The sequence below is a fragment of the Bifidobacterium choerinum genome (assembly GCF_000741135.1).
In the GTDB taxonomy this organism is placed as follows: Bacteria; Actinomycetota; Actinomycetes; order Actinomycetales; family Bifidobacteriaceae; genus Bifidobacterium; species Bifidobacterium choerinum.
The window spans coordinates 153,112-177,964 of record NZ_JGYU01000005.1; the positions used below are offsets into that span (position 1 = coordinate 153,112).

The window sequence follows — 24,853 nt, forward strand, 5'->3', positions numbered from 1 at the left end:
TCAAACATGCGTACTCAAACTCAGTGCCGGGGACTGTGGCAGAACGCGGCAACCGGTGATGTCATGTATGCGGATACTCAGCGTGGCCGCTTGTGGGTGCGCCGCGTGTCCGATACGGCGGAGACATGGACGGCGAAAAACATTGCGGCGAGCAACGTGCGCGGCTATCTCGCCGCGCTCAGTGAGAGCGGTTGGCTCATGGTCAGCGGCAACAACGATGTTGCGCGCGACGAGGACGCCTACACCGCTTGGTATCGGGACATGTTCCCGTGCGGTATCCCGCGCCGTGTGGCCGAGGATATGGCGGCGCTCGATAATGGTCAGCTTGTGGCGTGCGCCGCTGATGCGGCCGCCGGTTGGATGTGTCCAAGGCCGTCGGTTATTTCGCATCCGCTGCCGAGTGAGACGGCGCTCATGGTGCGGTTGACGATGCGCGGCGACTGCGCTGACGATGATGCGGACGCGGATGACGACTTCGACGTGCCCGAAACAGTGGCGGCGCGCACGGTAGAGTCGGCGCCGGCGCTGCCGGCGGAGTGCAGTGCGGAGACGCAAGAGATCCCGGAGGTACCGCCGGTACCGACGGAAACTGCCCAGGTGGTCGCCACGAGCGAGCACGTCATTCCCGCCACTGTCACGTTGCGTGAGTTCGCGCTGACGCGTGATGTTCCGCGCAAGCGTATCCGGCAGTTTAGGGATGCGCGCGGCCGTAGGTGCGCGTATGTGGTGCGCGCGGATAGCGGCGCGTTCATCCTGTGGCGCTCGTGGTATGAACACGAGGACGCCGACTTGGATGCGGAGGTACGTGCCTACTACGCGTCCGTCGCTTGATTGTCTCTCTCATGGCCGCCGCTATCGTGGCGGCGGCCATCCCCCGGTACATCTACTCAAACCGTTCCCATTGGAAGGATTCATTATGTTTCGTCTCACTTACAAGATTTCCACGCTCGTCTTCGATCCGGCTACGAAAACGTTCCTGTACGACGATACCGAGCATGGGCAGCCGGTTGACGTGTCGGTGCTGCCGCTGTTCGGCGACGTGCCGACGAACAAGAAGGCTATGAGCGCGTTCGCGGAGAGTCTGCGCCGACGTGGTTGGCGAGAGTACAACCGCGCGCAACTTGACATGTTCTGCGATGCTGTCGGCTGCCCGATGTTGGTGTTCGCCTGACCTCTCTCGCTCTGTGGTGCGGCCGCCATGCGGCGGCTGCACCCACACGAAACTGTTATCTCGATTTTTGAAAGGTGTTGTCATAATGGAAGACATTAATGAACCGATTGCTGTGTTTGCGGGCATGGCGGGCGCGCTGCAAAAACTGATTGATGTTTGGTCGCTTGCTGTGATGGCGTTTGGCGTTGAGCGTGTTGACGGTATCGGGTTCGAGCCGGACGGGTTCGACGGCGAACGTGATTGGCGTTCCTGGGCATTCCGTGTGCAGATTGGTGAGCGTTCCGTGTGGGCGTGGGCCGGTTACGAAGTGAGCGTAAGCGGCTATGTCGAGTGCGCGTCGTGTGGCGTGTGGGATGAGACGGATGACGGATGGTATGGTGCGGACGGCTGCGAGTCGGCTGATTGGTTCGCACTGTTGCGTAACGCTCTACTACCCGCCTGACGGTTCTTGATCTGTGGTGTAGCCGCTGTTGCGGCGGATGCATCTTCCAAACTCAAACCAAACTAGTGAAAGGTGTTTATTATGTCCACTCGTTGTCTAATCGGTGTTGCCCGTCGTGGCGGTTATGGTTGTCTGCCACCGATTGATTACATCTACTGTCACAATGATGGTTATCCGTCATACGTTGGCGAGGCGCTTGAAGCGTTTTACGATACCCATGAGAAAGCTGAGCGGCTGCTCGCTCTTGGTGATCTGAGCAGTATCGGTGTTGAGCCGGTCCCCTTTGCTGATAATGCCGAATACGACCGTGACTTGGTGGAGCGGATTAGGCGCCGCGTAAAGTATCCGACGAAGTGCTCGTCGTTTGCTGTTACCGATGGGCGTGGCATGGAAGGCAATGCGGTTCACCACACTAATCATTACGGTAGTTTCGTGCAGGAAGCTGACGACGGTATCGAGTATCTGTACGTGCTTACCGGTGATGGTACCTGGACTGTGTGGGATATGGGGCGTCCTTGGCGTGGCTGGCTCCTTGTGTCTGAGTGCACTGAGTAAGTTCGTGCTCTTTCATATATGAAGTGAGCGGCAGCCGTCGTGGTTGCGTGCTGCCGCTCGATGCTGATTGTCCTTTATTGTCAGCCGTCTCATGATAGCAGACGGCGCTATGTGAAAGAAGAAGAATCATGGGAAAGATGATTATCGAGGGTCATGAGTTTGAGCCGTTGAGTTTGGATGACGCTCTGAATGGCTGCTATGGGCAGATTATCATGGGCATTGTTGATTCGCTGCTCGCGGATGATGGCGACGTGGCGACGTGTTTCGTCAACGCGGATGACTTCGATGTTTCCGACGGCGGGTGGAATCCGGGTGCGTGGGATGAGTTCTTGGCCGAGTTGGAAGAGCTGGATGAGCGTTTCGGCGCGGATGTCGTGGGGTTGGTCGTTGAGGTTGACGCCGGGTTCGACCCGAGGGATGAAAACACGTGGCCTGACGATGGGATCGCGGCGACGTTTTTCGATCAGTTCACGCGACTGTTCGGCGTTGACCGGCAGTCCCCCGAGTTTTGGGAGGTGTGAGCGTCATGCGGGATCAGTGTGTGCACGCGTTTACTGCTGATGCTGACGTCGTCGGCAAGGTTGGCGCGTTCAAGGATGGCGCTCTCGATCTGCCGGTGCGTTCCGTCCAAGTCAACATTGTGGGCGGCCGTGTGTTGGTTGCTGCTGTCGAGCCTGGTGGCCGTCGTGTGCGTACGTTCGTCGGTGAGCGCACTGACCATCTGTTGGACACGGCTGAGGCGTTCACGGGGTTGGCGCGCGGATGGGCGGCCGGCTTCTGCTCTAGCGCTGACTGAGTTCGGCGTGCGGCCGCCCAGGGCGATAATGCTGGGCTAGAATACTAGTGAGGCCGCCATGTGGGTGGCGGCCTCGAAACTAATTTCCGGTATTTCGATGTGCTCGGATACGTTTCGAGCATATCACACATGAGGATTGTGATTGCAATGGCGAACATGACTGTTGAGGATGTGTACGGCGTTGAGGCTGTGCGCGGCTATGATCCGGTGAAATCGGCTGAACTGTGCAAGACTGTGCGGTCGGCCGACCTGACGCAGTTGGGTGATCTGGATGCCGTGCATCCGTACTACGTCGAGAAGGCCGAAACGTTGAAGCAGGCCAAGCGGTTCGACGCGGATGCGGATATGCGCGCGTTGGCCGCATGGGCGGAACACTGGAATGAGCTGCCGGGCAATCATCGTGTCGCCGTCGTTGATTCGTCGGGCACGATCTGGGGGTATGCGAATGTGGGCAACGGGTATCGTGAAGCGCAGTACCTGTCGTCATCGACGTGTGCGCGTTTCGGTTTCGATATGCATCCCGAGTTGGGTATCGGCATGAGCCTGATCGAGAAGCGTATCGGGCGGCCGGTCATCACGGTTACGATTAGTTCGTTCAGTGGCGCGTCGGAGTATGGCGAGCGGCAGCGTGAGGAGCGTGCGCGCAAGGGAGCGGAGGCGCGTCATGAGTGAGCAGATTACGTACCGTGAGGCGGATGGCCGGGTGTTCGTGAAATCGCCGTATTCGCCGCAGTTTGTGACGTTGGCGAAGCAGTCGGGTGCGAGATGGAATGCGGCGACGCGTGAGTGGGCGTGGGCTGAGGATAATGCTGACCTTGCTCGGCGTGCCGTCCGCGAGGCGTATGGCGTGGACGTCGAGCAGCCGAATGCGGCGCCGGTGTCGATTGAGGTTGACGCGGGCGTGCTTCCCGAGGAGGATGGCGAACTGCTGTTGGGTGGTGTCGCGATCGCGCGGCGCCGTTACCGGGATGATCCGGTGCGGTTGGCGCCGAACGTGGCCGTGATTCGTGGTGAGCTGTCCGCGTCGGGTGGGTCGCGTGCGAACCCGGCCGTGTGGGCGGGGCATGACGTGTGGCTTCGTGTGCGTGACGTGCTGCCGGCGCAGATTGCATGGCTGAAGGACAATGTGGCTGCGGACGCCTGGCGTGTTATCACGCCGGAAACGCAACGTGTCGAGGCGTTGAAGCGTGAGCGTGCCGAACTGTTGGCGCGCGTCCATGACATCGACGTCCAATTGGAAAAACTGGATACGGGACTGCACCACGATGATGGCGAGGCCGTGGCATGAGCGGCAAGAAGAGTCTGCTGCCGTTCAGTCCGTTGTATGAGCCGCTTGTTTTCGAGCGGTACTGTGACCGGTATTTGGCTGACCAGTCCGTGATGTTTTCGAGATTCCGTGGCGCTGCGGGTTCGGCGTATGCCGTCCTTGCCGACGACATCGAGGAGGAGTCGCGCGCCATGCGGTCGGCCGACTTGTATTATGCGCGCACCGACATGGTATCGCTGGCTGTGGCGGCGATGCTGGATGGCGACGTTCCTGATGTGCCGGCGCCTTCCGATAGCGGGTTTCTGCTGTTGGAAGACGGAGTGCGCCCGCTGGGCGTGGACGGGCCGGACACTGTAACCGCGTACGGCTTGGTGTGGTGGCATGTTAATGGCGGGTTGCAGGTCTCGCTCATGCCCGATGTGCTGCTTTCCCAGCTGGGTGTAAGGATTCCGAGCCCGCGTCACAGATCGCAGGTGGATGTCCGTCGGGATGCGACGGCGTTCCGCAAGCGTGATGTGCATGGCATGTATCAGGAAGATGCGTTGCTGCGGGCGATGTTCGCGTTGTGGGCTGAGCCGCATGTGGTGGAATCGTCAGCGCCGCGCGTGTCGCCGTTGGATCGTGTGGCCAAGCGTGTGAGCGAGCAGGCGAAGCGGGTGCGTATTGTTGATGTGCGTGAGCGTGTGGACGATGCGCCTGAACGTGACCCGTCGGGCCGTAAGTACAAGCCGTATGACCATCGGTTCATTGTGTCGGGTCATTGGCGTGAGCAGCCGTACGGGCCTAACCGTAGCGAGCGGCGACGCAAGTGGATCGCGCCATACGTGAAAGGGCCGGCGGATAGGCCGTTGGTGTTGAAGGATACGGTGCGCGTGTGGCGCTCATAAAAGACCCCCCATGTCCGGTTTCGGATGTGGGGGGTTCTTTTATGTTAGTTGTTGAATTGGTCGGTGATGATGTTGTGGGTGAGCAGTTCGGCGACGTCCGGCTCGTCGTCTTCGTCGTGTTCGTTGGCGGCGAGGATGGCGTAGCCGACGCCGGCTTGTGCGCATGCGGTCGCGTAGGCGAGCTGTTGGTCGCGGTTGAGGGGGAAGGATGACGCTTCGGTTGTGCGCTTCAGGTGCAGAAGCATGCTTACTGCGGCGTCGAGGCAGTTGTTCGCCCGGTCGGTCGTGGTTTCCTCGATGTAGGGGTCGGTGATGATGGTGTCGTCCATGTCCAGGCTGTCATCGTCGGTGCGCATGATCGTTGTTCTTTCAGTCGAGGTGCTGCTGCTTGTACGTGTCGGTGAGCTTGTAGGCGTCGGCGAGCCGGTAGTGTTTGGTGGCGTGGCCGTGTTTGTCGAGGATGGGCATGAGTTTGCCTCGTGATGCCCATGAGCGGATCGTGCTCGGTGCGATTTCGATGCCGAACGTGTCGAGCATGACGGCGAGTTCGCCGGCTGTGCCTTCCGCGTCCGTTTCGCATAGTTCCGTGTCGGTTGCGCGGCGCAGGATGGTTGCGGTCCACGTGTTGTTGCAGTGGGCGCAGGTGGCTTCGCGCGCGTCGGCTGGCGCGTACACGGGTTTGCCGCATTCCGGGTTGGGGCATGTGCCCAATCGGATTTTGGTTTCGTCCATGTTGGCGACGATCGCGGCGAGACGGACGACGATGCGATGCATTTCGGTCGAGTAGATGGCGCTCACTGCCGTCTTGTGCGGCGCCCACAGGTCGAGACTGTTGAGGATGCGCGCCTGTTTGGCGAGGCATCCGTCGGGTGCGGGTGGCTGATTGAAGCATCGTGCCCACGTGTTGAGCGTCTGTTTGAGGTTGCGTGTGCGGTCGAGGTAGAGGGCGTCTGCGATCGCTTCGCGTACGGGCGTGGGCGCCTCGCTGCGGCGTCCCCCTCCCCCGTTGCCTTTGTGTGTGCCGTAGGCGCGGTTGATGCGGTTGGTTTCGAGGTCGTCGCAGTTGGTGGCGAGCCATGTGAGGTCACGGGCGGTTTGGTGTTTGCACTCGTCGCAGATGGTTGGCGTTGCGGGGTTGTGGCACATCGGGCATGTCACGCGGGCGGTTCCTTTCGTCGTCGAGAAGCAATCCTGTCTTGTTCTCAACGGGGACCCGTGGTGGCGTGGATACGCTTGTGCGTCGCGTAATGGCGTCCCCAATCGCGTTTCGTGCCCGATGCGCATAGTTTATCACATGGCCGCATGTTCGGCGGTTCACGAGGTGTTTGTGGCCGTCGTGGCTGGTAGGGCGCCATAGGTGGCGTCAGCCCATTCGATGATCGAGGCTTCGTCCTCGCCGTCATCGAGGCGCCGTGCCACATCCTTGCACGCTTCGAACCATGCCTGTCCGGGGCCGACGTCGCCCGGATTTGGTTCGGGGAACCGGTCGCGGTACGGGGTCATGATGGCGCGCACTTCCGGCCCGCACCATGAGTGCCGTGGCGGCGCGACGTGCACTGGGTCGGGTGGTTTGACCTGTTTCGGTTTCTCTTTCGCCCATTGCGCCTCATGTTCGATCCATGTGCGGAACATGGCGTCCAACGCTTGCGGGGTGCGCCGGTGGATGCCGCACGCGTCGAAACCCTTGCGGGTGAGCTTGTCGCGCATCTTGTCCGCAAGCGTCTTGCCGTCCACGCCCAAGCTTGCCGCGTGTGCCAGGTCGTCGCTGGTCGGCAGCCAAGCTTCCAGCAGCGCCTCCTCCCGTCGCGCATCATCCCCGGTGGGGGCGGCGGCGGCCTCGCGCGCGTGCGCGCGCGTTAAGGTACTTTTACTACTACCACCTCCACTACTAGAAATATCCTCACTCCTATCTCCTACTCCTACTCCTACTCCGGTAGTGAATGTGCAGCGATCACTCATGAGTGTGTCATGAGTGTGTAGTGAAGGCTCATGAGTGTTCGATGGGGTCTCGCGAGTATCCATTGAGTCTTCCGCATCTTCCAACTGTTCAGGGGTGGGGAAAAGACACTTGCTCGGCCGGGCGATCTGCTGATACGTGAGGAAGTTCGGCAACCACAGCAGCTTTTTGCCTCGCCACTCGTAGCGGATGATGCAGCCGACGGCCTCCAGTTCGTCCAACGCGGCTTCGATGCGCGGGATCATGTCGTCGCCGTCGTAAGGCATACATGTGCCGCGTATCATGCGCGCGTTGTCGCGGTTCACGCCGTTGTCCTGCACGTACGACCACAGGCACTCGAACACGAAGCGCGCATCCCATGAGACGGCGCCCATGCTTTCCGAGTCGTAGAACTCGGGTCTGATGCTACGGATACGCATGTCAGCGTCCTTCCCTCTGAGCCAGTCTTGCCGCTTCTTCCATGCGGTTGCCGATGATGCCCGACGCGTAGGCGAATGCGTTGCGGGCAGAGAGGCGTCGCGCGTCGTATCGTTCCTTGGCGATCTCGAACGCGTATTCGAGGAACGTGCGCGGCACGTCGAGCTGCGCCCAGTAGCGCGCGCTTGACTTCCACGTGTCAGGCATCGGCAGGCAGTATGCGTCATCGAACGCGGTGATGTCTTCCCATAGGCGCCTCACCGTGTCCACGTATTCGCGTTCACGCTCGATGTCGCATGCGACCGCTTCGCGTGCTCTCGCGAGCGTCTGCGCGAATGCTTCCGCCTGTTGCGAGACTTCCGCCACGAGTGGTTCGTCCGGGTTGATGGATGTTTTGCCGATGTTGCAGTCCGAGCAGCACGCCACGAGGTTTTCCGCCGTATCCGGGCCGCCGAGCGCGCGGGGGATGATGTGATCCACCGTGAGAGGGATATCCGCACGGTGGCAGTAGTGGCATTTGAACGCGTCGCGTCTGATGACCTCGAATCGTAGTCTTTTGCTGACTGTCATGATTGTGCTTTCTGTGTGAGTGCTTGCGCGTATCCGGCGAGGCGTCCTTCGCGGTAGCCGCGCGCGTACATGGCTTGCAGCTGTTGGTTGTATTCTCGGATGTCGTCTTCTTCGCCGGTGTCTGGGATGGTGTCGGGTTCGACGTCTGCTCCGCATTCGGGGCACTTGTCGATGTTGTCCATGTGCAATTCCTTGGTTTTAGAAGTGGTGGGTGTCGGTCCACCATGAGATCAGTAGTAGGGTGGCGAGGAAGCCTATGAGCAGGAGTGTTTCCATACCGTCAGGCGTCCTCGCAGTCGTCGTCGCTGCCGTAGCGCAGTAGGTCGAGGCCGCATGTGCATAGGCCGATCGTGGTGTAGGCGGGTTGGTGTGGTGGTGATGTGACGCGGATGCGGGTGATGTCCTCGTCGCCGAATGCTTCCTCCGGTGTGGATGTGTCGGCGACGAGCACGTAGGGGACGGGGCCGAGGACGCCTTGTATCGCGTCGGCCAATCGTTGACGGAGGTCATTGTCCATGCGTTCATCTCCCCATGTGTCTGAGTCGTTCGTGTCGTTGCTGTTCTTCCTGTTTGTGTCTTGGGCATGGGTAGCGCCGGTCGATGGCGTGCGGGCAGCGGTTCTCGCCTATCGAGGGTCGGCCGCAATGCTCACAGTGATGGTCGCTGAACAGTGGTGCGTGAATCTGGTTCATCTCAGGTCTCCTTTCGGTGCGGTCGCGCCGGTCTGGAATTGGTAGTGTGAGCCGGCTTCCTCACTGCCGTACGGGTTGGCAGGCGTGTCGATCTTGCTGAATACGATTTGTGCGATGGTCATGCCGGGCGTGAGCACGAGCGTGTTGGCGGCTGCGTTGTACAGTTCGAGCGTGATTTGCCCGGAGAAGCCGGGGTCGATGAATCCGGCGCATACGTGCACGAAGAGGCCGTGGCGGGCGACGGTGCTTTTGCCGACGAGCTGGGCGACGAGATCGACCGGACAGTTGACGGTCTCCATCGTGGTGCCCAATGCGAATGCGCCTGGCTTCATCTCGAACTCGCCGACGTGTTCGTGGCCGACGTATTGGATGCGTTCGGGATGCTGCATGTTGATGACCTGTCCCGGTTTCTGCCATAGCAGCGAGTCGCCTAGGTGCACGTCGATGCTTGCCGGCTGGATGCTGTTGAGCGCCGTGTCGGTGGGTTCGACGAGATGGTCGCGCATGATGCGTGCTTCGAGCTGGTCGTCGTTGAGCCAATCAGTCATGCGTTCTCCTTGCTTCCGAATCGTTCGCACAGTGATCGCTTGAGAAGGGGCGAAAGTCCTTCGATCTTGGTGAGGCCATTGTCGTCGAGCAGTTCACGAGATTTGACCCATTCGTACCACTGCTGCCAGTCGCGGATGTCGCGGTTGAGGCAGTCGTCCACGCGATGTGTGGGCTTTTCCTTGCTGTTGCCGTAGGGGTTGATGCCTATTGCGTTGAGTGTGAGTCGTATTGTGGTCAGGTCGAGTTTGCGATAGGACACATTGCTGTTCCACGCCGGGGCGGCGAAGTTGAGGTTTCCGTAGGCTTTGAGCCATGTGAGGTCGAAGTCCACGTTGGTGCCGGCCGGGTGCAGCGTGATATGCTGACCGCCGGACACGGCCGCCAACCTATCGAAGCTTTCCACCAGCCAGATGTTCTCTTTCTCGGGTTGCTCCTTGTCCAGCACTTCGTCCAGCAGTCCGTTGTTCTGATGCATGTGGATCGCGTGCGCGGTGTCGCGCGTGTAGTTGATGCGCGAGTGTGGGATGACGGTGCTGAACTTGTACGGGTCTCGACTGTCCCACGAGTCGTGCGGGCTTGTGCCGTCGAGGTTGGTGATGCGCATACCGATTTCGAGTAGCTGTCCGTCCTCGGGCCTGATGGCTGTGGTCTCCACGTCGATCCACAGCAGCAGATGCTTGTTGTTGTCACTCATTGTTGACGCTCTCTTTCAGGATGAAGTTGATTGCGGTGAACATGTTGGCTTGCGTGTAGCCGTAGGTTTCGAGCAGGGCGATGGCTTCGTCGAGGTGAATGCGGCGTTCGCCTTGTTCGATACGGCGGATGGTGTCGTCTTTCCAGTCGAAGCCACGTTGTCGCATGGCTTCGCCCACGATCGCGGGCGTCATGCTGTGCTTGCGTAGTACGAACAGTTTTTCGCCTTGCCGCCATGCGCGCACATGACCGTACGTGCCGTTCATGGGTTGATCCCCTCTTCGAGTAGGTTGATGTGGTGTTGGACGCTTTTGCGCATTTCGGGCAACATGCCGAGTTTCGCGAACATCCAGAAACGGGACCATCCGATATTCGGTTCGTGTTGCAGCCGCTCGTATTTCCACGCAATCGGCCCCGGCTCGTAGGACGGCATGTATTCGTGGTTTTCGATGGCGCGGTCGATGTACCACAACGCTTTCTTGAGGTCTTCGAGTGGTTTGCCCTTCTGCTTGTGCCGCCACACGTATTTGATCGCGTTGCCGAGGCAGAACGAGTACAACTGCGTCAGTTCGATGCACTCGAACGGGCCGTTCTCGTAGTGTGCGGGATGGTTTACGTTGTCAGTCATTCGTTGTCTTCTTCCCTGTGCATGTGTGTGCGTGGTCCGGGCTGGAACATGCCGCGTTCGGTGTTCTTGAGGTTGCACTCTTCCTGCGCGCAAGCTAGATCGTCTTCGGTGATGTTGAACGCGGCACAAAGGTTGACGATGGTCTGCAACAGGTCGGCGACGTCGTAGGCGAGGGTGTTGTGCGATGCCATTGCCGCATAGCCGGCGTCGGAGCGGTTGATGGTGAGCTTGGCGCCCGATACAAGCTCCGACGCTTCTTCGAGCACTTTGAGCGCCTGCCACTTGTCTTGCCGCTGATGCGACGGGTCGAATACTTCCCACTCACCCAGATTGATCGTGGTCATGCTTCCTCCTCCGGTTCGTTGCATCGTTTGGCGAGTTCGAGTGTCATGAGGCTGCCGGCGTGTACGTGTGCCATGAGCGCCCACTGCTGTTCCTTGGTGAGTTGGTCCCACGTTTTCCAGTTGTGGTGTCCAGCGTGGATGCCCGCATATGACATGCGGGCCATGCGCCATGTGGAATCTTTGAACTCGATATCGCGTGGAATGTTCACTGTGATTTCCCCGCTTGCGGCTTCGTCGAGCCGGTCGGAGAAGTCGTAGGCGGTGCGCTGCCATAGCCAGGTGCATGTCATGTTGCATAGGACGACGCCGATGCATATGCCGCCGATCAGCATCATGATCGCGTCGCCAAGCCCGAAACTATGGGACGCGGCGAAATAGAAGACGATCAGTGCGATCCATGCCACCATGAGCAGCGTGTTGATCTTGTTGTATTTCCACCATTGCTTCAACGTCGCCCTGCTCATGCTTCGACACCATTCATTGCCTTGAGAAGCGTGTAGCTTCCGTGAACCTCGATACACATACCGTTGAACGTCTCCGACGACACGACGAGGCCTGAATTGTACGTGTATGCGGGATGCGACAGTGCGTATACCCGACCGGCCGAATCGCAGATGCGAGTGACGTTGGACAAGTCCTCGATGTGGATGAACCGCAGCGTGCCCGGCAGCACTTGCTTCGGGTCTTCCTCGTAGTCGTCGGTGAGCAGCGTATGCTTCCCGTAAAACGTGATACTGCCACCGCCCATCGTTGGGTAGGTCTCCCTCTCATCAACGTATGTGAACGCCCTCTCGTGGTGCTCCCCCTCGGTGTCTTCCCATACCGCCCACAGGGTGACGGGTTTGGGCATGTCGCGCACGTCTTCGGGCGTGTAGATGCGAATACTCATGCTTCCTCCTTTTCGGGTCCTAACGGTTGCATGTGGTTGAGTAGTAGGGCTAGTTGTTCGACGGGTAGGCCGATCAGCAGCGGGTTGCGGGGTATTTTCTCGGTCAAATGGTCGAGATCAGCGTCGGCCATGTCGCACATCTGGAAGTACGTTTGTTTGCGCGTGTAGGCGAGATGCTTTCCCACCTTGGATCGCGTGTCAACGCCTAGGCCGGGGCGTTTGCGGATGATCCAGCCGAACTCGGTGTCGCGGTTGCCCATCTCGACTTCGCACTCGGCCCAGTGTTTGCGCCAGTTTGGTGTGCGCGTAGCCTTGCATTCGATGACCACCGGCGCGCCGTGGAAGTAGATGTTGCCGATATCGCCAACATCCTTCGCGCCGTGCAGGGTGAGCCGTTGGATGCGTTCGTCATCCAACGCCCACCGCAGGTAGTCGCATACGGCCGACTCGAAGCGCGTACCCTTGGCCTTGCTCGGATTGCTCACTTCGTCTCCTTATGGTCGTCGGGCGAATACGCCCGTGGTGCCGTCCGCCCGGTAGGTGACGGTGTGAACGTCGAAGCCAGGCCCGGCCTGTTGGCGTAGCATCTGCGCCTCACGGTCGGCACCGGACGGAGTGGGGTAACGGCCCCACATGCGCCATTTGCGACGATGCGAACGCAAGTCGGCGAGGAACTGTCCGACATGGCCCGTGTCCGTGTCGGGCTTGACCCGTATGGGTAGGATCGTGAGCCAGTCCGTTTCCGGGTCGCGACCCTGTTCACCGTTGTCGAGATGGTTGATCATTGACTGTGCGCTGCATGAGATGTTGTCGATTAATGCGTCGGCGACGTCTCTGCGCCCCGCGTTTTCGAGCAGGACGCGCAACTGGATGCGTTCCATCTCGTCCAGCGAGCTGTAACGGGTGCCGTAGAGGTGCGTGGCGACGCGCCGCGCGTTTCGCCGGTCATGTTCCTCCTTGATGGCTTGTTCCCGTTCGGTTTCGGCTTTTAGTTGTTCGAACGCTTCCTGCACGCTCATGCCGGGATTCGCGTCGAGTAGCGTGTCCGGCTCGTAGTCGGATGCCCACTTGTTGCGTTTGCGGTAGTTGGCGATGGCGGTGCAGCGTTGTTTTCGGGTCATTTGTATGTTTGGGATGGTGACGTCCGCGCGTGGCATGAGTTCTCCTTAGAAGTCGTCGTCGTTGTTGTTCGGTGTCCAGTCGGGCGCTCCGAATCCGCTTTTGAAGCCTTGTGGTTCGTTGGCCCACGGGTCGTTTGCCGGCTGCTGCGCCTGCTGTGGGGCCGCCTGCTGTTGTGGGGGTGCGCCCCAACCGTTCTGCTGTGCTGGCTGCTGCTGGAAGCCACCGTTGTGGTTGAAGCCCGACTGCTGGTTGCCGACGAAGCCGGAGCTTGAGGACTGGCGCTGTACCTGCGCAGTCGCACGGCGCAGCGAAGGGCCGATGTCCTCGACGCGCAGTTCGACGACGGTGCGCTGCGAGCCGTCCTGCGCCTGATACGAGCGCTGCATGAGGCGTCCCTGAGCGATGACGGACATGCCCTTGGACAGCGAGTTAGCAATGTTCGACGCCAGCGACGTATGCGCCGAATCCCACGCCGAGCAGTTCATGAACAGCGTGTCGCCGTCCTCCCACTGGTTCGTGTTCCGGTTGAACGTACGCGTGGACGAAGCGATGGTGAAGTTGACGACCGTTGACCCGTTGCCCACGGTGCGCAGTTCGGGGTCGCGCGTCAGATTACCCGCGATCGTGATGATGGTTTCTCCAGCCATTACTTCTCCTCCTTCTGTGTTTCGGCTTCCTGCTGTGCTTCCTCGTGTGCGTGTTTGCGTTCCTTGGCTTGCTGTACGAGGGTTTTGATGCGGTTTTCAAGGAACTCGTCGCCGCCCTGCACCCACATGGCGAGTTCGGATTCGTCGATGTCAGCAAGCGGGTCCTCGACCGGGCCTTCGTGCAGCAGTTCGTAGACGCGCAAACGATTTTGCGGTTTCGTGATGCCCAGCATGGAAATCAGCCCGTCAACACGGTTAACGAGGTGGACCTTCGACGCCGGCCACGCATCCGCATCATCCTCGACGACGGTCGCCTCGACAGGCGTATCCATGTCATGCAACTCGTCGGCCGTATACGCGCCGCCAAGACCGAGGAACAGTTCGGGACACGCCTTGTTCGCACAGGCGGTGATTGCGCGCCACATGAGCATCGTCATCGGCTGCTTCTTGTAGTTGTCCTTACTGGTCAGGCCCATCTGCTGCGCCCATGCCATGTCACGGGTCGCGGTGAACGGATGCTCCTTGTCGTCTCCGCGCACGATCGTGCACGTCACGCTCTTACGCGCCTCGTCCTCCGCGATCCACAGTTTGTGTCCGCCGGCGCGCACCAACGCGGCCACCGCCTTCGCGCTCAACGTCGGCTTGCCTTGGATGACGTCGATGTTCTGCAACGCGGCCATCGGTTCGATACCCAATGAGGCACCGTACTGAACGGCGACAAGCACGTTCGCCGGATTGCCCTCGTAGGCGCGCGGCAACATGCCTTTGGCCTGACTTATGACCTCGGCGAAATGCATCTGTTCGCCGAACGTGCGCGGCACCGTCTGCATTCCCAGACGATTACCAGTGGTGAGTTCCTGATTCATGCTTCGATCTCCTTGATAAGGACGTTCTGCACGTCCGTTGCACTGATGGGATAGTCTTTGACGGTCTGCTTGTAGACGACGGTCGCGAGACGGCCAGGGCGCACGTCCACGCCGTCGGGCAGTTCCCCGCCGTTGCGTTCGACGACGGTGCGCAGATACCCGTTCGTACACGCCTCCGGCCGGGCCACCGGGCGTTCCTCCCACGCCTGCAAACCGCCCGCAATGACCTCGCCGACTTCCTTGAGGAACGCGCCGTAGGCGACCTTGTCCTTGACCACATACGTGTCCAGTCCGTCCTTCGTGACGGTGACATGGCCGACAGCAATGCCGTTGACGGTGGCTACAGCCTCGTCCACGTCCGCGTGATGCTCCCGGTACTCCTCACGCAATGCCTTGTCGTATTTCTTGAGCCTGTCCATGAGCGTCTTGCACAAGGCGATGTTCTGCAACACCTCCTGCGTGCTCATGTTCTCGACATGCTCGATCAACGCTTCATCTGTCTGCTTCATTAGTGCTCCTTATGGGTGTGACGGTCATGCCTTGTCTGAGTAGTTCCCGCCATAGGTGGGTGGTGTAGTTGTTGCCGTATGCGGATGCGGCGTGGGATGCGTAGTGGATGAGACGGTCGGTTTCGCATTCGTTCCGTCGTCGTGCGTCTCGTTGAGCGTCCACGACTACTCCTCACTGAGGGTGAGTTTCGTGAACTTTGCTGGTAATCATGCTTCCTCCTGTTTGTTGATGATTTCCATTGCGGTGATAAGGGGTTTGAATGGTGGTTTCGGCGTATAGTCGAGGCCATTCAGGTAGTCGCAGCCACAGTCAGCGAGAAGCGCGTAATACTCGTGCGGATGGTCGAACCAGACCACGTTGTTCTCACGGTCAAGCCACAAACCCGTTGTTGGTGGGTCGGGATACTCGACATGGTGCACGATTTTCGTGAGACGGTAATACGCGCCGTCCTGAATGGATACGTCAATGTCTCCCTTGTACGTCATGCATGATTCCAGATGCAGGGGGTCGGCCGCGAATCTGTATCCGGATAAGACGAACCTCAGAGGCGTGCGCATGGCTATGGAATCTTCAACTCGTTCGTAGGTGAGTTCGTCATCTTCCCATATGTGACGGCTCATTAGCTCTGTCATGGGGAAATCGTCGTGTACGACTTCGTGTCCGTCCGGGTAGACTTCCACATATTCGACCGTGCCGCTCATGCGTGTTCCTTTCCTTGGTGTCTACGCCGCCACTGTTCGTACGTGTGGCTCAGGAAGATGTAATCGATTGGGTCTAGGTAGACTTTGACGGGCCCGTTGCCGTTGATGCGCCGCGTGTACGGTGGTCGCCCATACTGTTTGCGGTATTGGTTGAACGCGTACTGTCCGAACCGGATCGTCGCGCGCGTCATGTCCGCCTTGGGGTGGTGCACCGAGTGGAGGAACTCGCTGATTGTAAACGTGTCCTCCACCGGCACACCACTGGGCAACGGGCGTTCGTTACTGTCTTTCACTGGAGTTCGCCCGTGTCCATGTCCACGTCGTCGGGTTCAAGACTGTTGCGCAGCTCGTCCAACAGGACAGCATGATGGCTGTTCAACGGGGTGGTGAGCATCGTGTTGATCGCCTGCGCGGTCTTCAACATGCGCTGCGCCATGTCGGCCGTGTCGTACACGACCTCGACGCATTCGCTCATTTCCGAATCCGGCCATTTCTCACGCCATGAATCCTTGTCACGGGTTTCCATGAGCGTGCGCACCTTCATCAGGTATGCGGCGCACGCCTTGTACAAATCCGCCGCCGGCTTCATCAGCATCAGCGTCATGTCGGGCGTCAGCTCGTCGGGAACCAACGCATCCTGCGGCATCGGCTTCTTCTTCCCGCTCATTCCGCCACCTCCGCGTTGAGCGCCTTGCGCAGCTGCTCGATGGACGTGATACGCGTCTTCATGATCGTGTTTCCTTTCTGTGTTGTTGGTGTGTGTGCGTCTGGTGCGGGTGTGGACGCTGCGGCGGCGTATCCCCCACAGGAGTCCAGGAAGGCTGACCGTCATGGAAGGACGACGATCGTTAGCTGCAAACGCATCGTTCGCGTCAGCCCGGCCAATCCTCGAGAACCGGGTTCGCGTGGCGTTGACGCCCACCCCGCTTAGCTGACCGCACCGGAATCGAACCGGCTCCAGCGTTCGACACCCCCTGCGGGTGGTGTTGTGCATGGGGCAAACCTGCGACGGCCATGACGGACGAGGCTTATTCATTCGGGGGAAGAATCGGCATGTCACCCAAAGCGTCGTACAGGTCGCCGTAGCGCACCCATCCGGTGCCCTGCTTCGTTTTCTGCAACGAGTGGATGATGTGGCTGAAGTTGTAGCGGAACGCCTTCACCGAGATGCCGAACACGTCGGACGCTTCGGTCAAAGACAGGATGTCCAACCGTTCGTAGTGTTCCTTTGCCAAGTCGATGCTTCCTTTCCAGTAAAGAATGAGGGGTGGGGACGGTGCGTTGAGAACTCGGACACGACCGTCCCCTATTCAGTTATGCGAGGGTTTTACCGTCTTGTCCTTGACGGGGTTTGAACACTGCGATCAGACGCCAGCCGTAATCGTCTTCCGGTTCGATGCGTAGGTAATGCGGCCACACAAGCCGGTCGGCCTCAATCCACGTCATCATGACCGCCACTCCTTTGCCTGCCGCTGCTCCTCCTGGGCGACAATCACCTCGACCTCAGCAACGGTCAGTCCCGTGTTCTTCGCGATTCATCTGATAGGCACGTCATCCGCAACCCACTTGAGAATCCGCTCACGATTACGCTTCGACACCATCAGTCATCCACAAGCTGTTCGATACGATCGTCGCGAAGCGTGACCATGTCATCAATCTGAGCGCGGATACCCGCCACCTCAAGCCGCATGCCTGTAAGTAAGCTCACGCCATCGATCGCATTGTTCTCCGCCATGGATTTCAACGTCACGTCCAACGCTTCAATCTTGCGGCCAAGGAACCGCAGCAAGGACGCCACGGAAACATACGGGTCGCCGTCATGATCGACGAAATACAATGGGTCACCCATCATTCCTCCTCTTCTTCGTCATCGAAGTATTCGTCGGGTAGCATGTCCATCAACGGCGCCACCGCGATAAGCGTGCTTGTCAGCAGCACAAGCCACCCGAACAAGTAGCGTGCCGGCCTCGCGCACGCACCCGGCCCAAACACCATCAGCCCGAGCGTGCCAACCGCCACAATCGCAGCCAACACATTCACCACGCCGTAGCGCACACGACGCGGCCCAAAACCATTACGGTCATCCGCATAAGCGGATACGTTCTTCTGATCAAGCATCAGAAGCCTCCTCTCCTGTGTTCGTTTCGTAGGCGACCCATACGTGGTACTCGTCGCCATCCTTGGTGATGATGGTCTTGAAACTTCCGGGGAAGCCACACACTTCCGGCCTGAACGAATGACGCCTACGGTTCGTCACGGTACGGGCGAACATGTCAGCGGATTCGTACGAGGCGAACGACTTCGGATAACGCGCATACTTGCCCTCATTGGCGGCAAGGTCACGGATGAAATCCTCCTCCATTGCCCACATGCGGGCATAATTGCCGGTTCGCCTCGAAACATCACGCGGCACCAACTCGGCAGCTGTCCTGAACTCAGTCATCCCAGGTCCCCTCCTCTTGCTCGAAAAGCGAGTCTTCAAAGGTGAACAGCTTCCTGTGCAGCGCTTCCATACCCTTGCGCGTGACACGCACCTGCGGCGCGAACGCGAACCGCTCCCCGTTGGAACGAGTGCCTGAAGCCTCGTATTCACGCATCATCAGCCATCCGTTATCGACCGCCTTCGCGTAGGCGACCCAATGGCCCTCGCTGCGGAAAATCCAACCGTTGTCAGCCATCCACCGGCGAAGCTGGGTTCCAGTGATGGTCACGCCGTTGTTCGTAAGGATTTTCGCTGTCTCGCTGATACTGCGACTACCCTCGACGGAAACGAATGCGTCCAACGCTTGAGCCTTTGGTTCAAGCTCCATGACCTGCTGTTCTGCCTGCTTGCGGGCCTCTCGCTCATGCTTGAGGTCAGTCGCAAGACGAATCAGCGTGTCCGGATCGGATAAAATCTGCTCAACGGTCTGCTCCGTCATATACGCGCCATGCTTGCGGATGCTCGGAAGCACCTCGCTCGTGACCCAACGCTTGAACTCACGGGCGGAAGGGAGCTTGCTGGATAGCACGAGCGAGTAGATACCGGACTCATTGATAAGAGTTCCCTGCGTCCCGTTGACGGTGAACGATTCGTTCACCGTCCGATCTTCATCATCTACATGGTCACGAATCGCCTTCTGCGGGTTGGCGTAGCCGAGGACTTCGGCGACGTCCTTGCCGACGAACCACGGTTCCCCGTCCTCGTCGATAAGCACGCGCACGGCGTTGCCGTGGAAATTGAATGGGGTGATCTTGGTGTTGTTCATGGTGTTCTCGCTTCGACTAGATAAGTTCCGGAATCTGTTCGTTCTCCCTGAAACGGAGATTCACTACCGACTGCCCGGTACGCCATTTGTTCCAGCACTTCATTGCAAGTACAGTTACCTTGAAGTTCGTAATGCGTCGCCCGGCATGTACGGTACGGATGGCAATCAGATAGTTACGTAATTTGAGAATTGGGTTCAATTCGTCAAGTCCCGCACCTGTTTGGAGGAGATCGAAGAACCTGTCGGCATCAGCTCGGTCTACTCGCGTGAACATGTAGTAAACCAGTGCGGCTGTTGATGGTGTCATCAACCCGCCTGTAACGGAATTAAACTGCGTTGCCCTTTTGCAGATGTCGGTAACTTCAGGATTCTTGTCGATGAACGCAAGAATCTCACTGTTGGAATAGGCTGACGAGTTGGCAATGGCTGGCCTGAGCCCATGATCTTCGTAGTCAAGTATCGTCTTAGCTGCCGCAGCCAGATTGTTGTTGTTGTTGTAGCCATGCATTTTCAGCACATCACCAGCTGTGCGCTTACGACCGGCATCAACAGTATCTATAGCTGATTCCGGTAGCCCTTCGATTACAACGGTCTCAAACGGGATATCTGCCCGAACACAAGCACTGAGACGATGTTGCCCATCGAGGAGGCGACCAGTGTCGCTGATCTTGATGCTCTCACCATTGAACACCCAACTGCCGTTCGCCATATCTCGTGCCATAGCACTGACAAGCCTTTCGTTGATGTTGCGGTTGCGAGTGTTGTTCTCCAGCAGTCGCTTGGCGTCGCCCGGTGTGATGGTACGCACGAATGTTGTTGGTACTTGCCGATAGTTATCGTTAGCTGTATTATGATTGGTAGAGTTCATTTGAATTACCTCAATTCTGTGGATTTGGCCGGTGTGACAGCGCCGGCCTTTTTCTTTTTCAGGCGGCTTCGGTGTGTTCTTCGTGTGCTCGTATCCGTTCTCCTAGCATGTAGCTGTCGAACAGCATGGTGAGTGGCATGTGAAGCGCCGTTGCGATCTTGCTGAGGTCTTCTGTGTTGAACGCTTTTCGCCCTGCTAAGCGTTCGTACGTATATGACTGGGAACGGCCGATGACCGAGGCCAGATTGTTGATGTCCATGTGCGCTCTTGCCGCTTCGGCGCGCACCGCATCGGCGATTCCCCTGCTTGTGGGGTCGGTTTGTCTGTCCATGCTTACAGACTACGTAATTACGTAGTGTTTGTCAAGTCGAGAGCGTACTTGCACTACGCATATACGGAGTGAAGCGTTGAAAAATAAAATGTTTTCGGCGTGTCGTGCTACGTATTTGAGTTAATATCACGGCATGGGACGAGTAGCAGCACAGGCAAATGATCCGTTTAGCAAAGCGGTCGTCGAATGCGTCGTCGAAGCGATCCATGCGTCTGGCATGTCACAGAAGAGCGTGTTCACAGCGGCTGAGATGTCGATGGACTACTTCTACAAAAGAACGCGCGGGGCATCTCCATTCAACACAAACGACATATACCGCATTTGCGAGGCAATCAGCATTGACCCAGCTGAACTCATGTACGAGGCGGCCAAGAAAGCCGACGCACAGATGCAGTCCGAAATGTCCGCAGAGGATCGTGCGAAGCTCGCGCTTGAGCGTGCGCAGCGTGCTGCCGAATACGGGTTGGCTGCAATGGAAGGGGATAAGCGAAGTGAGGATGACTGGGGTGCGTGACCGGCGTCGCGCGTTCGACCGGGCCGTTCAGGAGGGGACGTACGGTCGGATGCGCATGGCTCTGTACTCGTTGGCGCCGTCGCTCGTCGTGCAGTCCGCGCAACTAGGTGGGCGCCTCATGGGATGTTACGACGCCGATCTAGAGGCGATCACCATCGACCGCGACATGATCCTCGACGATAAGAAGTGCACGCTCGTGCACGAACTCGCCCATTGGGTGTATGACGATGATTCACGGCCGCCATACGGTGGCAAGCGGGAATGCGAAGCACGTCGTCTGACGGCCGAAACGCTCATACGACCGGATGCCTACCGTCAAGCCGAAACCATGTACGAAGGCGACGTGTGGCTCATGGCCCACGAACTAGGCATCTGCCCTGACATCATCACCGATTATCAAAAATATGTCATTCCAACACTAGCCAAAAGAGAGAGGAGACTATCATGGCTAGAAGCAACATCCTGAGAACGGCGGCCGCTCTTGTCTTATCCGGTGCGCTCGTGTTCGCCGGTGCGGCGTGCGGTTCGCAGCCGAAGGCTGACGTGCTCAAGGAGATCGAGACGGACTGCGGTGTCCAGTCTGAACGAGGCAAGAAACTCACGTACATCTACGGTACGTCGGTCGGATCGGACTACAACGAGGTCCAATGCGTCACGAACCACATGCCGGACGCCGCCTATGAGCAGTTGGAGAAGGATGAGCAACGTGGGAAATCCTATTCGGAGGCGCATGGCGGCAAGGCGTTGCAGGGAGGCATGGACGTGGACGGGTATTCCTGGTCATGGACGGTCATCCGCAACTACGACACCGCAGAGACGCATCTTCGCGTCGAAAAACAGTAGTATGACCGTCTCGTGATGTGGGTTTGCCCCTATGTCAGGCGAAAACGCAGTGAGCGCCGCTCAACCCGTTTGATTGGGTTGGCGGCGCTCAACTGTTATAGCAGTCCCATCGTAGTGTGCCTAGGGCGTTGATGGTTTCCAACGATTCTGATTATACAGTAGTGGCCTCCCGGGTTGCGCACCCCTATAGGCGTACTCGGCGGGTAAGGGGTATAAACCGGCAGTGGTCGGTGAAGCCTACATGCCCACGGAGCATGTGGCTGCCCCCTCCCACCCCGCGCGCGATCTCTTCGGGAGAGCGAACCAGGCGGGGTCTTTTCATGTCCCGAATGGCCTAAATGTCGCTAACGAATCCCATAGCGACAGATAATCGGATAAGTGTCGCTATGAGCGCGGTTGGCGACGGTTATCCAGCCCCGCCTTATCGCTGGTTCCAGCCTTCGGCCTCGCATTGCTTCCACCATGCGAGCACCTGCTCGTTTTCCTCTTCGTCGCCGATCATCAGCAGATAGGCGGCGTTGGTGTTCTTGCTGCTTGACCATCGTGGCGGGCGCACTTCGAGTACGAAGCCTTTCTTCTTGAGCGCCGATATGTGCCGGGAGATGACCTGCCGGCCTCGTTCGCGCCTGTTGCGCATGAGGGTGAGCGCTTCTCCGGGCGGGAGGGTCTTCTTCTCCTCGTCGGAGAGGTCTGCGCCGTAGCCAAGGGCGTCGGCGAGCGGCAGCAGTCCTCGCTCGTAGACGCGCGCCGGTACATGGTGCTTCTTCATCTGCGCGGTCAGCGGCCAGTCGTATGCTTCGTTCGCCATGAGCATCAGCACAAGCTGCTCGGCGGCGTTCGGAGTGGGGATTTTCCTGCCGGTCTTCTTGCTGGTGGATTCACGAAGGAACTTGCCTTTGGCTCCCAGTGCGGCGACAGAAGCTGCGTTGTTGCGTCCCATCTTGGTCATTCGCTTTCTGCCTTCCATCTCGTTTGTTATCATTGAAATGGATGGCGGTTGCTGTCCTCTCCCCTGATCGCTTGGGTTCAATCATGGCGGTCAGGGGACTTCTTTTATGGCTACATCCTAACACAACCTTGTACTGCATAACACTATTTGGCGTGTCGTGCAATGCACTCACATAGTGTACTGCAAACATTTTACAAGGTGTTCTGCAAGTCACAATATACAGTATATACAGTTAGAACAGTATATACAGTGCGGCAAGCCGCGAAGAAAGCCGCCACTCACCTACCCCAGTTGTGTACACGACTATTCCCCATCCGCTCCGGGCAGCAGTCCCTTGGGAAGTTGCAACGATTCACCCAGTTCGTTCATCGCCTCGGCCTTCTCCTCCATGTCCACCGTCCTGTAGATGTCATCCACGGCCATCGTCGTATGGCCCACGATCTCCAGCACCGTCTTCGTATCCACCCCGGCACGACGCAGCAACGTGACCGCACTGTAACGGGTCTCATGGCCGGTGCGTTCCTCCGGATCCATGCCGCACGACACGAGCAGCCGTTTGAAATCCGCCGTATCCTCGTCGGGGGTTATCGGCGAACCATCCTCATGACGGAACAACAGGCCGTACGGATTCGGCCACGAAGCCGTATAGTCGAGATACGAGCGCAGCACCTGAGCCAACATGGGCACCAACGGCACCGTACGCTCCTTGCCGCTCTTCGGCGGCTTCAACCAGAACCTGCCCACCACATGCCGCAACCGCATACCATCAGGCAGTATCCATTCAGCTTCGGGGCACGCGGACGCATACCGGTGCCCGCACGGCCAACCGGCACGCCCACGCCTGCCACACCCATGCCGACGCGACACCTCGGCAAGCGACCACCGCACCGCATACCAAGGCGTCGTCCCGTCCAAATGCAGGTCATCGACCGTGGCGCCCACGATCTCACCACGCCGCGTGCCCGTGAAGATACGGAACCACAGGCGGGCCGCCGTGTCCAACGGAAGGGCCGACGCCTGCATGAGCATCATCTTCAGCTCAGGAACCGAGAACGCCTTGCGTTTCGACTCGATCAGCGAGGTTTGCCGCCTGCCGCGAGTTATCGCCCTGGACGGGTTGACCTGCAACAGGCCGTCCTCGACCACGAGGTCGAGCACCTGTTTGAGCGCCGTGTGGAGGAAGCCCTGCGAGCCGGGCGTGGACGCATACGAATCCTCCAACTCGCGCACCGTGCTCGCCTTCACCAGATTCGCCGGCATGTCCCCTATCGCATCGTCGATGCGCCGCGCCGCCGTCTGGTATATGTCGTACGTCTTCGGTGCGACGCGACGCTGGGCGTCCGAGAGGAACAACGCCGTGTAATGCCGCACAGGCCGCGCATCCGGCGCGTCGGCGCTTCCGGTCAGGTTCAGCCGTGCGCGCGCCTCCTTCAGTTTGCGTTCGCACTCACGGAACGTGCTTGCGGTGATCTGCTTCGTCCTGCCGCCGCCCAACGACAGTTCGACCTTCCACCGTTCCACGATCTTCACCGTCCCGTCCTTCATGCGGCGCTTCTGCCGATACGGGTACGGGCGCGCCGCCCCGGTGGCCCTTTTCCTTGGCATGTCCAGCCTCCCTCGAACGTTTAATGAATGTTTAATGAATGCAGAAGGGCACCACATGGCACCCACCTGCTATGCACATGATACCCAAAACGGCGTAATACCAATGTTTTGCACGGCCACGCCCATGCGCCCACACGGTTTCCGCCGTCAAACACGATACGATGGTGTTATCCAATCAAGACGGTCGTCCGACACGTAAGAACACGGCTAAAACCCAATGATTGCAACATTCACGAGAATCATCCGGTTCTAGCACCGCTCGCATACGACGTGAAGAGTTAATGAATGTTTAACGAAAACACGCATCGGACAGATCAACACCGTTCACGCGACCGGATAACCGCCAAGACAAGCACAACACACCGTCTGGATACGAAAAAACGGGGCCGGCAGCCACTCAGGCCGCCAGCCCCGTTAGTTGAGAGCGGCGCCTCGGCTCCGCCCTCTGAAACCCACCCCGCTGTGATGCGGGGAACACGATTGCATCAAACAATCTAGGGGGTCATCCCCGCTGTGATGCGGGGAACACTGTCGCGCGATTCGATTTAACGAATCATCCCAACAAGCGTAGGGAAACGCAACCGTGCTGTTTAATTGTGGTATCCAAAATAGTAGATATTTCAACCCACTCACCGATTGCTCGGCGAGACAGTACGACAAGTATATCACAACTTGCGGTTCGGATTGTATGCGACACCGAACGCCGCTGCCACGGTCGGAATCGCGCCGGCCAGCGACGACAGCAGGATCGTCACCCATTTCGCCGCACCCGCTTCGATGGCGACGGGAGCT

The 24,853-nt window shown here is 58.8% G+C and carries 41 protein-coding genes; 11 read left to right on the forward strand and 30 right to left on the reverse strand.

Translation table 11 applies throughout. The features are described 5' to 3' along the window. The first annotated feature begins 6 nt into the window (after window positions 1-6). From BCHO_RS04865 to BCHO_RS08810, 8 genes are all read left to right on the forward strand, one after another. Window positions 7-831 carry a hypothetical protein gene (locus tag BCHO_RS04865; RefSeq protein WP_156097581.1) on the forward strand — a complete coding sequence of 275 codons (825 nt, stop codon included), beginning with the start codon at window positions 7-9 and terminating at the stop codon, window positions 829-831. A gap of 70 nt (window positions 832-901) precedes the next feature. Then, entirely contained in the window at window positions 902-1,171 is a 270-nt protein-coding gene (locus tag BCHO_RS04870) for a hypothetical protein (protein WP_156097582.1), read from the forward strand. A gap of 85 nt (window positions 1,172-1,256) precedes the next feature. Continuing rightward, window positions 1,257-1,613, forward strand: a complete 357-nt coding sequence (locus BCHO_RS04875; protein ID WP_156097583.1) for a hypothetical protein — start codon at window positions 1,257-1,259, stop codon at window positions 1,611-1,613. A gap of 81 nt (window positions 1,614-1,694) precedes the next feature. Beyond that, window positions 1,695-2,168, forward strand: coding sequence for a hypothetical protein (locus BCHO_RS09250; protein WP_156097584.1), 474 nt, complete (start codon window positions 1,695-1,697; stop codon window positions 2,166-2,168). Window positions 2,169-2,296: 128 nt separating this feature from the next. After that, on the forward strand, window positions 2,297-2,689 hold the full coding sequence (locus BCHO_RS04885) for a hypothetical protein (RefSeq protein ID WP_034256232.1): 393 nt from the start codon (window positions 2,297-2,299) through the stop codon (window positions 2,687-2,689). A gap of 422 nt (window positions 2,690-3,111) precedes the next feature. Continuing rightward, window positions 3,112-3,636, forward strand: a complete 525-nt coding sequence (locus tag BCHO_RS04895; RefSeq protein WP_034256234.1) for a hypothetical protein — start codon at window positions 3,112-3,114, stop codon at window positions 3,634-3,636. Beyond that, complete coding sequence (locus BCHO_RS04900) at window positions 3,629-4,252, forward strand: hypothetical protein (protein WP_034256236.1); 624 nt, start codon at window positions 3,629-3,631, stop codon at window positions 4,250-4,252. The genes BCHO_RS04895 and BCHO_RS04900 overlap by 8 nt, the downstream gene beginning before the upstream one ends. Next, window positions 4,249-5,118, forward strand: a complete 870-nt coding sequence (locus tag BCHO_RS08810) for an AcrVA2 family anti-CRISPR protein (RefSeq protein WP_051911613.1) — start codon at window positions 4,249-4,251, stop codon at window positions 5,116-5,118. Before BCHO_RS04900 ends, BCHO_RS08810 begins: the two co-directional genes overlap by 4 nt. A 44-nt stretch (window positions 5,119-5,162) precedes the next feature. Here the strand turns inward: BCHO_RS08810 and BCHO_RS04910 are convergent, their stop codons facing one another. From BCHO_RS04910 to BCHO_RS05035, 28 genes are all read right to left on the reverse strand, one after another. Next, window positions 5,163-5,474, reverse strand: coding sequence for a hypothetical protein (locus BCHO_RS04910; RefSeq protein ID WP_034256237.1), 312 nt, complete (start codon window positions 5,472-5,474; stop codon window positions 5,163-5,165). A 13-nt stretch (window positions 5,475-5,487) separates the two neighbouring features. Continuing rightward, entirely contained in the window at window positions 5,488-6,402 is a 915-nt protein-coding gene (locus tag BCHO_RS04915; protein WP_162174555.1) for a hypothetical protein, read from the reverse strand. Window positions 6,403-6,432: 30 nt separating this feature from the next. Then, on the reverse strand, window positions 6,433-7,494 hold the full coding sequence (locus BCHO_RS04920) for a hypothetical protein (RefSeq protein ID WP_034256240.1): 1,062 nt from the start codon (window positions 7,492-7,494) through the stop codon (window positions 6,433-6,435). 1 nt (window position 7,495) lies between these two features. Beyond that, window positions 7,496-8,062, reverse strand: a complete 567-nt coding sequence (locus BCHO_RS08815) for an HNH endonuclease (protein ID WP_081930119.1) — start codon at window positions 8,060-8,062, stop codon at window positions 7,496-7,498. Then, window positions 8,059-8,244, reverse strand: coding sequence for a hypothetical protein (locus BCHO_RS09585; protein ID WP_051911615.1), 186 nt, complete (start codon window positions 8,242-8,244; stop codon window positions 8,059-8,061). Before BCHO_RS09585 ends, BCHO_RS08815 begins: the two co-directional genes overlap by 4 nt. Before the next feature lie 98 nt (window positions 8,245-8,342). Continuing rightward, entirely contained in the window at window positions 8,343-8,579 is a 237-nt protein-coding gene (locus tag BCHO_RS04930; protein WP_034256241.1) for a hypothetical protein, read from the reverse strand. Window positions 8,580-8,750: 171 nt separating this feature from the next. Then, complete coding sequence (gene dcd, locus BCHO_RS04935) at window positions 8,751-9,302, reverse strand: dCTP deaminase (RefSeq protein WP_034256242.1); 552 nt, start codon at window positions 9,300-9,302, stop codon at window positions 8,751-8,753. Continuing rightward, window positions 9,299-9,997, reverse strand: a complete 699-nt coding sequence (locus BCHO_RS08825; RefSeq protein WP_051911616.1) for a 3'-5' exonuclease family protein — start codon at window positions 9,995-9,997, stop codon at window positions 9,299-9,301. The genes dcd and BCHO_RS08825 overlap by 4 nt, the downstream gene beginning before the upstream one ends. After that, window positions 9,990-10,262 carry a helix-turn-helix domain-containing protein gene (locus tag BCHO_RS04945; RefSeq protein ID WP_034256243.1) on the reverse strand — a complete coding sequence of 91 codons (273 nt, stop codon included), beginning with the start codon at window positions 10,260-10,262 and terminating at the stop codon, window positions 9,990-9,992. Before BCHO_RS04945 ends, BCHO_RS08825 begins: the two co-directional genes overlap by 8 nt. Continuing rightward, the gene (locus BCHO_RS09050; protein ID WP_081930120.1) at window positions 10,259-10,624 is read right to left on the reverse strand and encodes a DUF3310 domain-containing protein; all 366 of its coding nucleotides are present in this window, start codon (window positions 10,622-10,624) and stop codon (window positions 10,259-10,261) included. Before BCHO_RS09050 ends, BCHO_RS04945 begins: the two co-directional genes overlap by 4 nt. Further along, window positions 10,621-10,968 carry a hypothetical protein gene (locus BCHO_RS04955; RefSeq protein WP_034256245.1) on the reverse strand — a complete coding sequence of 116 codons (348 nt, stop codon included), beginning with the start codon at window positions 10,966-10,968 and terminating at the stop codon, window positions 10,621-10,623. The genes BCHO_RS09050 and BCHO_RS04955 overlap by 4 nt, the downstream gene beginning before the upstream one ends. Continuing rightward, entirely contained in the window at window positions 10,965-11,432 is a 468-nt protein-coding gene (locus tag BCHO_RS04960) for a hypothetical protein (RefSeq protein WP_034256246.1), read from the reverse strand. Before BCHO_RS04960 ends, BCHO_RS04955 begins: the two co-directional genes overlap by 4 nt. Continuing rightward, the gene (locus tag BCHO_RS04965) at window positions 11,429-11,857 is read right to left on the reverse strand and encodes a hypothetical protein (RefSeq protein WP_034256248.1); all 429 of its coding nucleotides are present in this window, start codon (window positions 11,855-11,857) and stop codon (window positions 11,429-11,431) included. Before BCHO_RS04965 ends, BCHO_RS04960 begins: the two co-directional genes overlap by 4 nt. Continuing rightward, a complete protein-coding gene (locus tag BCHO_RS04970; protein ID WP_034256250.1) occupies window positions 11,854-12,342 on the reverse strand; it encodes a hypothetical protein in 489 nt (162 codons plus the stop codon). The genes BCHO_RS04965 and BCHO_RS04970 overlap by 4 nt, the downstream gene beginning before the upstream one ends. Before the next feature lie 9 nt (window positions 12,343-12,351). Continuing rightward, the gene (locus BCHO_RS04975) at window positions 12,352-13,014 is read right to left on the reverse strand and encodes a hypothetical protein (RefSeq protein ID WP_034256252.1); all 663 of its coding nucleotides are present in this window, start codon (window positions 13,012-13,014) and stop codon (window positions 12,352-12,354) included. Between the two features lie 9 nt (window positions 13,015-13,023). After that, window positions 13,024-13,626, reverse strand: coding sequence for a single-stranded DNA-binding protein (locus tag BCHO_RS04980; protein WP_034256253.1), 603 nt, complete (start codon window positions 13,624-13,626; stop codon window positions 13,024-13,026). Then, entirely contained in the window at window positions 13,626-14,492 is an 867-nt protein-coding gene (locus BCHO_RS08830; protein ID WP_156097587.1) for a hypothetical protein, read from the reverse strand. Before BCHO_RS08830 ends, BCHO_RS04980 begins: the two co-directional genes overlap by 1 nt. Further along, on the reverse strand, window positions 14,489-15,001 hold the full coding sequence (locus tag BCHO_RS04990; protein WP_034256255.1) for a hypothetical protein: 513 nt from the start codon (window positions 14,999-15,001) through the stop codon (window positions 14,489-14,491). Before BCHO_RS04990 ends, BCHO_RS08830 begins: the two co-directional genes overlap by 4 nt. Window positions 15,002-15,208: 207 nt before the next feature. Further along, window positions 15,209-15,703, reverse strand: a complete 495-nt coding sequence (locus BCHO_RS04995; RefSeq protein ID WP_034256257.1) for a hypothetical protein — start codon at window positions 15,701-15,703, stop codon at window positions 15,209-15,211. Between the two features lie 289 nt (window positions 15,704-15,992). Beyond that, window positions 15,993-16,535 (reverse strand): hypothetical protein, encoded by a 543-nt coding sequence (locus BCHO_RS05005; RefSeq protein ID WP_156097588.1) that lies wholly within the window; start codon window positions 16,533-16,535, stop codon window positions 15,993-15,995. 196 nt (window positions 16,536-16,731) lie between these two features. After that, a complete protein-coding gene (locus BCHO_RS09255) occupies window positions 16,732-16,938 on the reverse strand; it encodes a hypothetical protein (protein ID WP_156097589.1) in 207 nt (68 codons plus the stop codon). Between the two features lie 79 nt (window positions 16,939-17,017). Beyond that, the gene (locus BCHO_RS09680; protein ID WP_272944783.1) at window positions 17,018-17,152 is read right to left on the reverse strand and encodes a hypothetical protein; all 135 of its coding nucleotides are present in this window, start codon (window positions 17,150-17,152) and stop codon (window positions 17,018-17,020) included. 151 nt (window positions 17,153-17,303) lie between these two features. Next, the gene (locus BCHO_RS05010) at window positions 17,304-17,552 is read right to left on the reverse strand and encodes a hypothetical protein (protein ID WP_034256260.1); all 249 of its coding nucleotides are present in this window, start codon (window positions 17,550-17,552) and stop codon (window positions 17,304-17,306) included. Beyond that, the gene (locus BCHO_RS05015; RefSeq protein ID WP_034256261.1) at window positions 17,552-17,821 is read right to left on the reverse strand and encodes a hypothetical protein; all 270 of its coding nucleotides are present in this window, start codon (window positions 17,819-17,821) and stop codon (window positions 17,552-17,554) included. Before BCHO_RS05015 ends, BCHO_RS05010 begins: the two co-directional genes overlap by 1 nt. Next, window positions 17,814-18,146, reverse strand: a complete 333-nt coding sequence (locus tag BCHO_RS05020) for a hypothetical protein (protein ID WP_034256263.1) — start codon at window positions 18,144-18,146, stop codon at window positions 17,814-17,816. The genes BCHO_RS05015 and BCHO_RS05020 overlap by 8 nt, the downstream gene beginning before the upstream one ends. After that, entirely contained in the window at window positions 18,139-18,951 is an 813-nt protein-coding gene (locus tag BCHO_RS05025; protein WP_051911618.1) for a BRO family protein, read from the reverse strand. Before BCHO_RS05025 ends, BCHO_RS05020 begins: the two co-directional genes overlap by 8 nt. A 16-nt stretch (window positions 18,952-18,967) precedes the next feature. Further along, window positions 18,968-19,819, reverse strand: coding sequence for a hypothetical protein (locus BCHO_RS05030; protein WP_156097590.1), 852 nt, complete (start codon window positions 19,817-19,819; stop codon window positions 18,968-18,970). 58 nt (window positions 19,820-19,877) lie between these two features. Continuing rightward, window positions 19,878-20,150: a helix-turn-helix domain-containing protein gene (locus BCHO_RS05035; protein WP_051911620.1), complete on the reverse strand. Its 273-nt coding sequence runs from the start codon at window positions 20,148-20,150 to the stop codon at window positions 19,878-19,880. Between the two features lie 133 nt (window positions 20,151-20,283). On the opposite strand from BCHO_RS05035, the gene BCHO_RS05040 reads away from it, so the two are divergent. From BCHO_RS05040 to BCHO_RS05050, 3 genes are read left to right on the forward strand one after another with little or no spacing between them, the layout of a single operon-like run. After that, entirely contained in the window at window positions 20,284-20,664 is a 381-nt protein-coding gene (locus BCHO_RS05040; protein WP_156097591.1) for a hypothetical protein, read from the forward strand. Between the two features lie 55 nt (window positions 20,665-20,719). Further along, complete coding sequence (locus tag BCHO_RS05045) at window positions 20,720-21,130, forward strand: ImmA/IrrE family metallo-endopeptidase (protein ID WP_156097592.1); 411 nt, start codon at window positions 20,720-20,722, stop codon at window positions 21,128-21,130. Continuing rightward, window positions 21,109-21,507, forward strand: a complete 399-nt coding sequence (locus BCHO_RS05050; RefSeq protein WP_156097593.1) for a hypothetical protein — start codon at window positions 21,109-21,111, stop codon at window positions 21,505-21,507. Before BCHO_RS05045 ends, BCHO_RS05050 begins: the two co-directional genes overlap by 22 nt. A gap of 421 nt (window positions 21,508-21,928) precedes the next feature. On the opposite strand, the gene BCHO_RS05055 is transcribed toward BCHO_RS05050, so the two are convergent. Both BCHO_RS05055 and BCHO_RS05060 read right to left on the reverse strand, forming a co-directional pair. After that, a complete protein-coding gene (locus BCHO_RS05055; RefSeq protein ID WP_156097594.1) occupies window positions 21,929-22,447 on the reverse strand; it encodes a hypothetical protein in 519 nt (172 codons plus the stop codon). Between the two features lie 312 nt (window positions 22,448-22,759). Further along, complete coding sequence (locus BCHO_RS05060) at window positions 22,760-23,986, reverse strand: tyrosine-type recombinase/integrase (protein ID WP_162174556.1); 1,227 nt, start codon at window positions 23,984-23,986, stop codon at window positions 22,760-22,762. Window positions 23,987-24,853 lie beyond the last annotated feature (867 nt).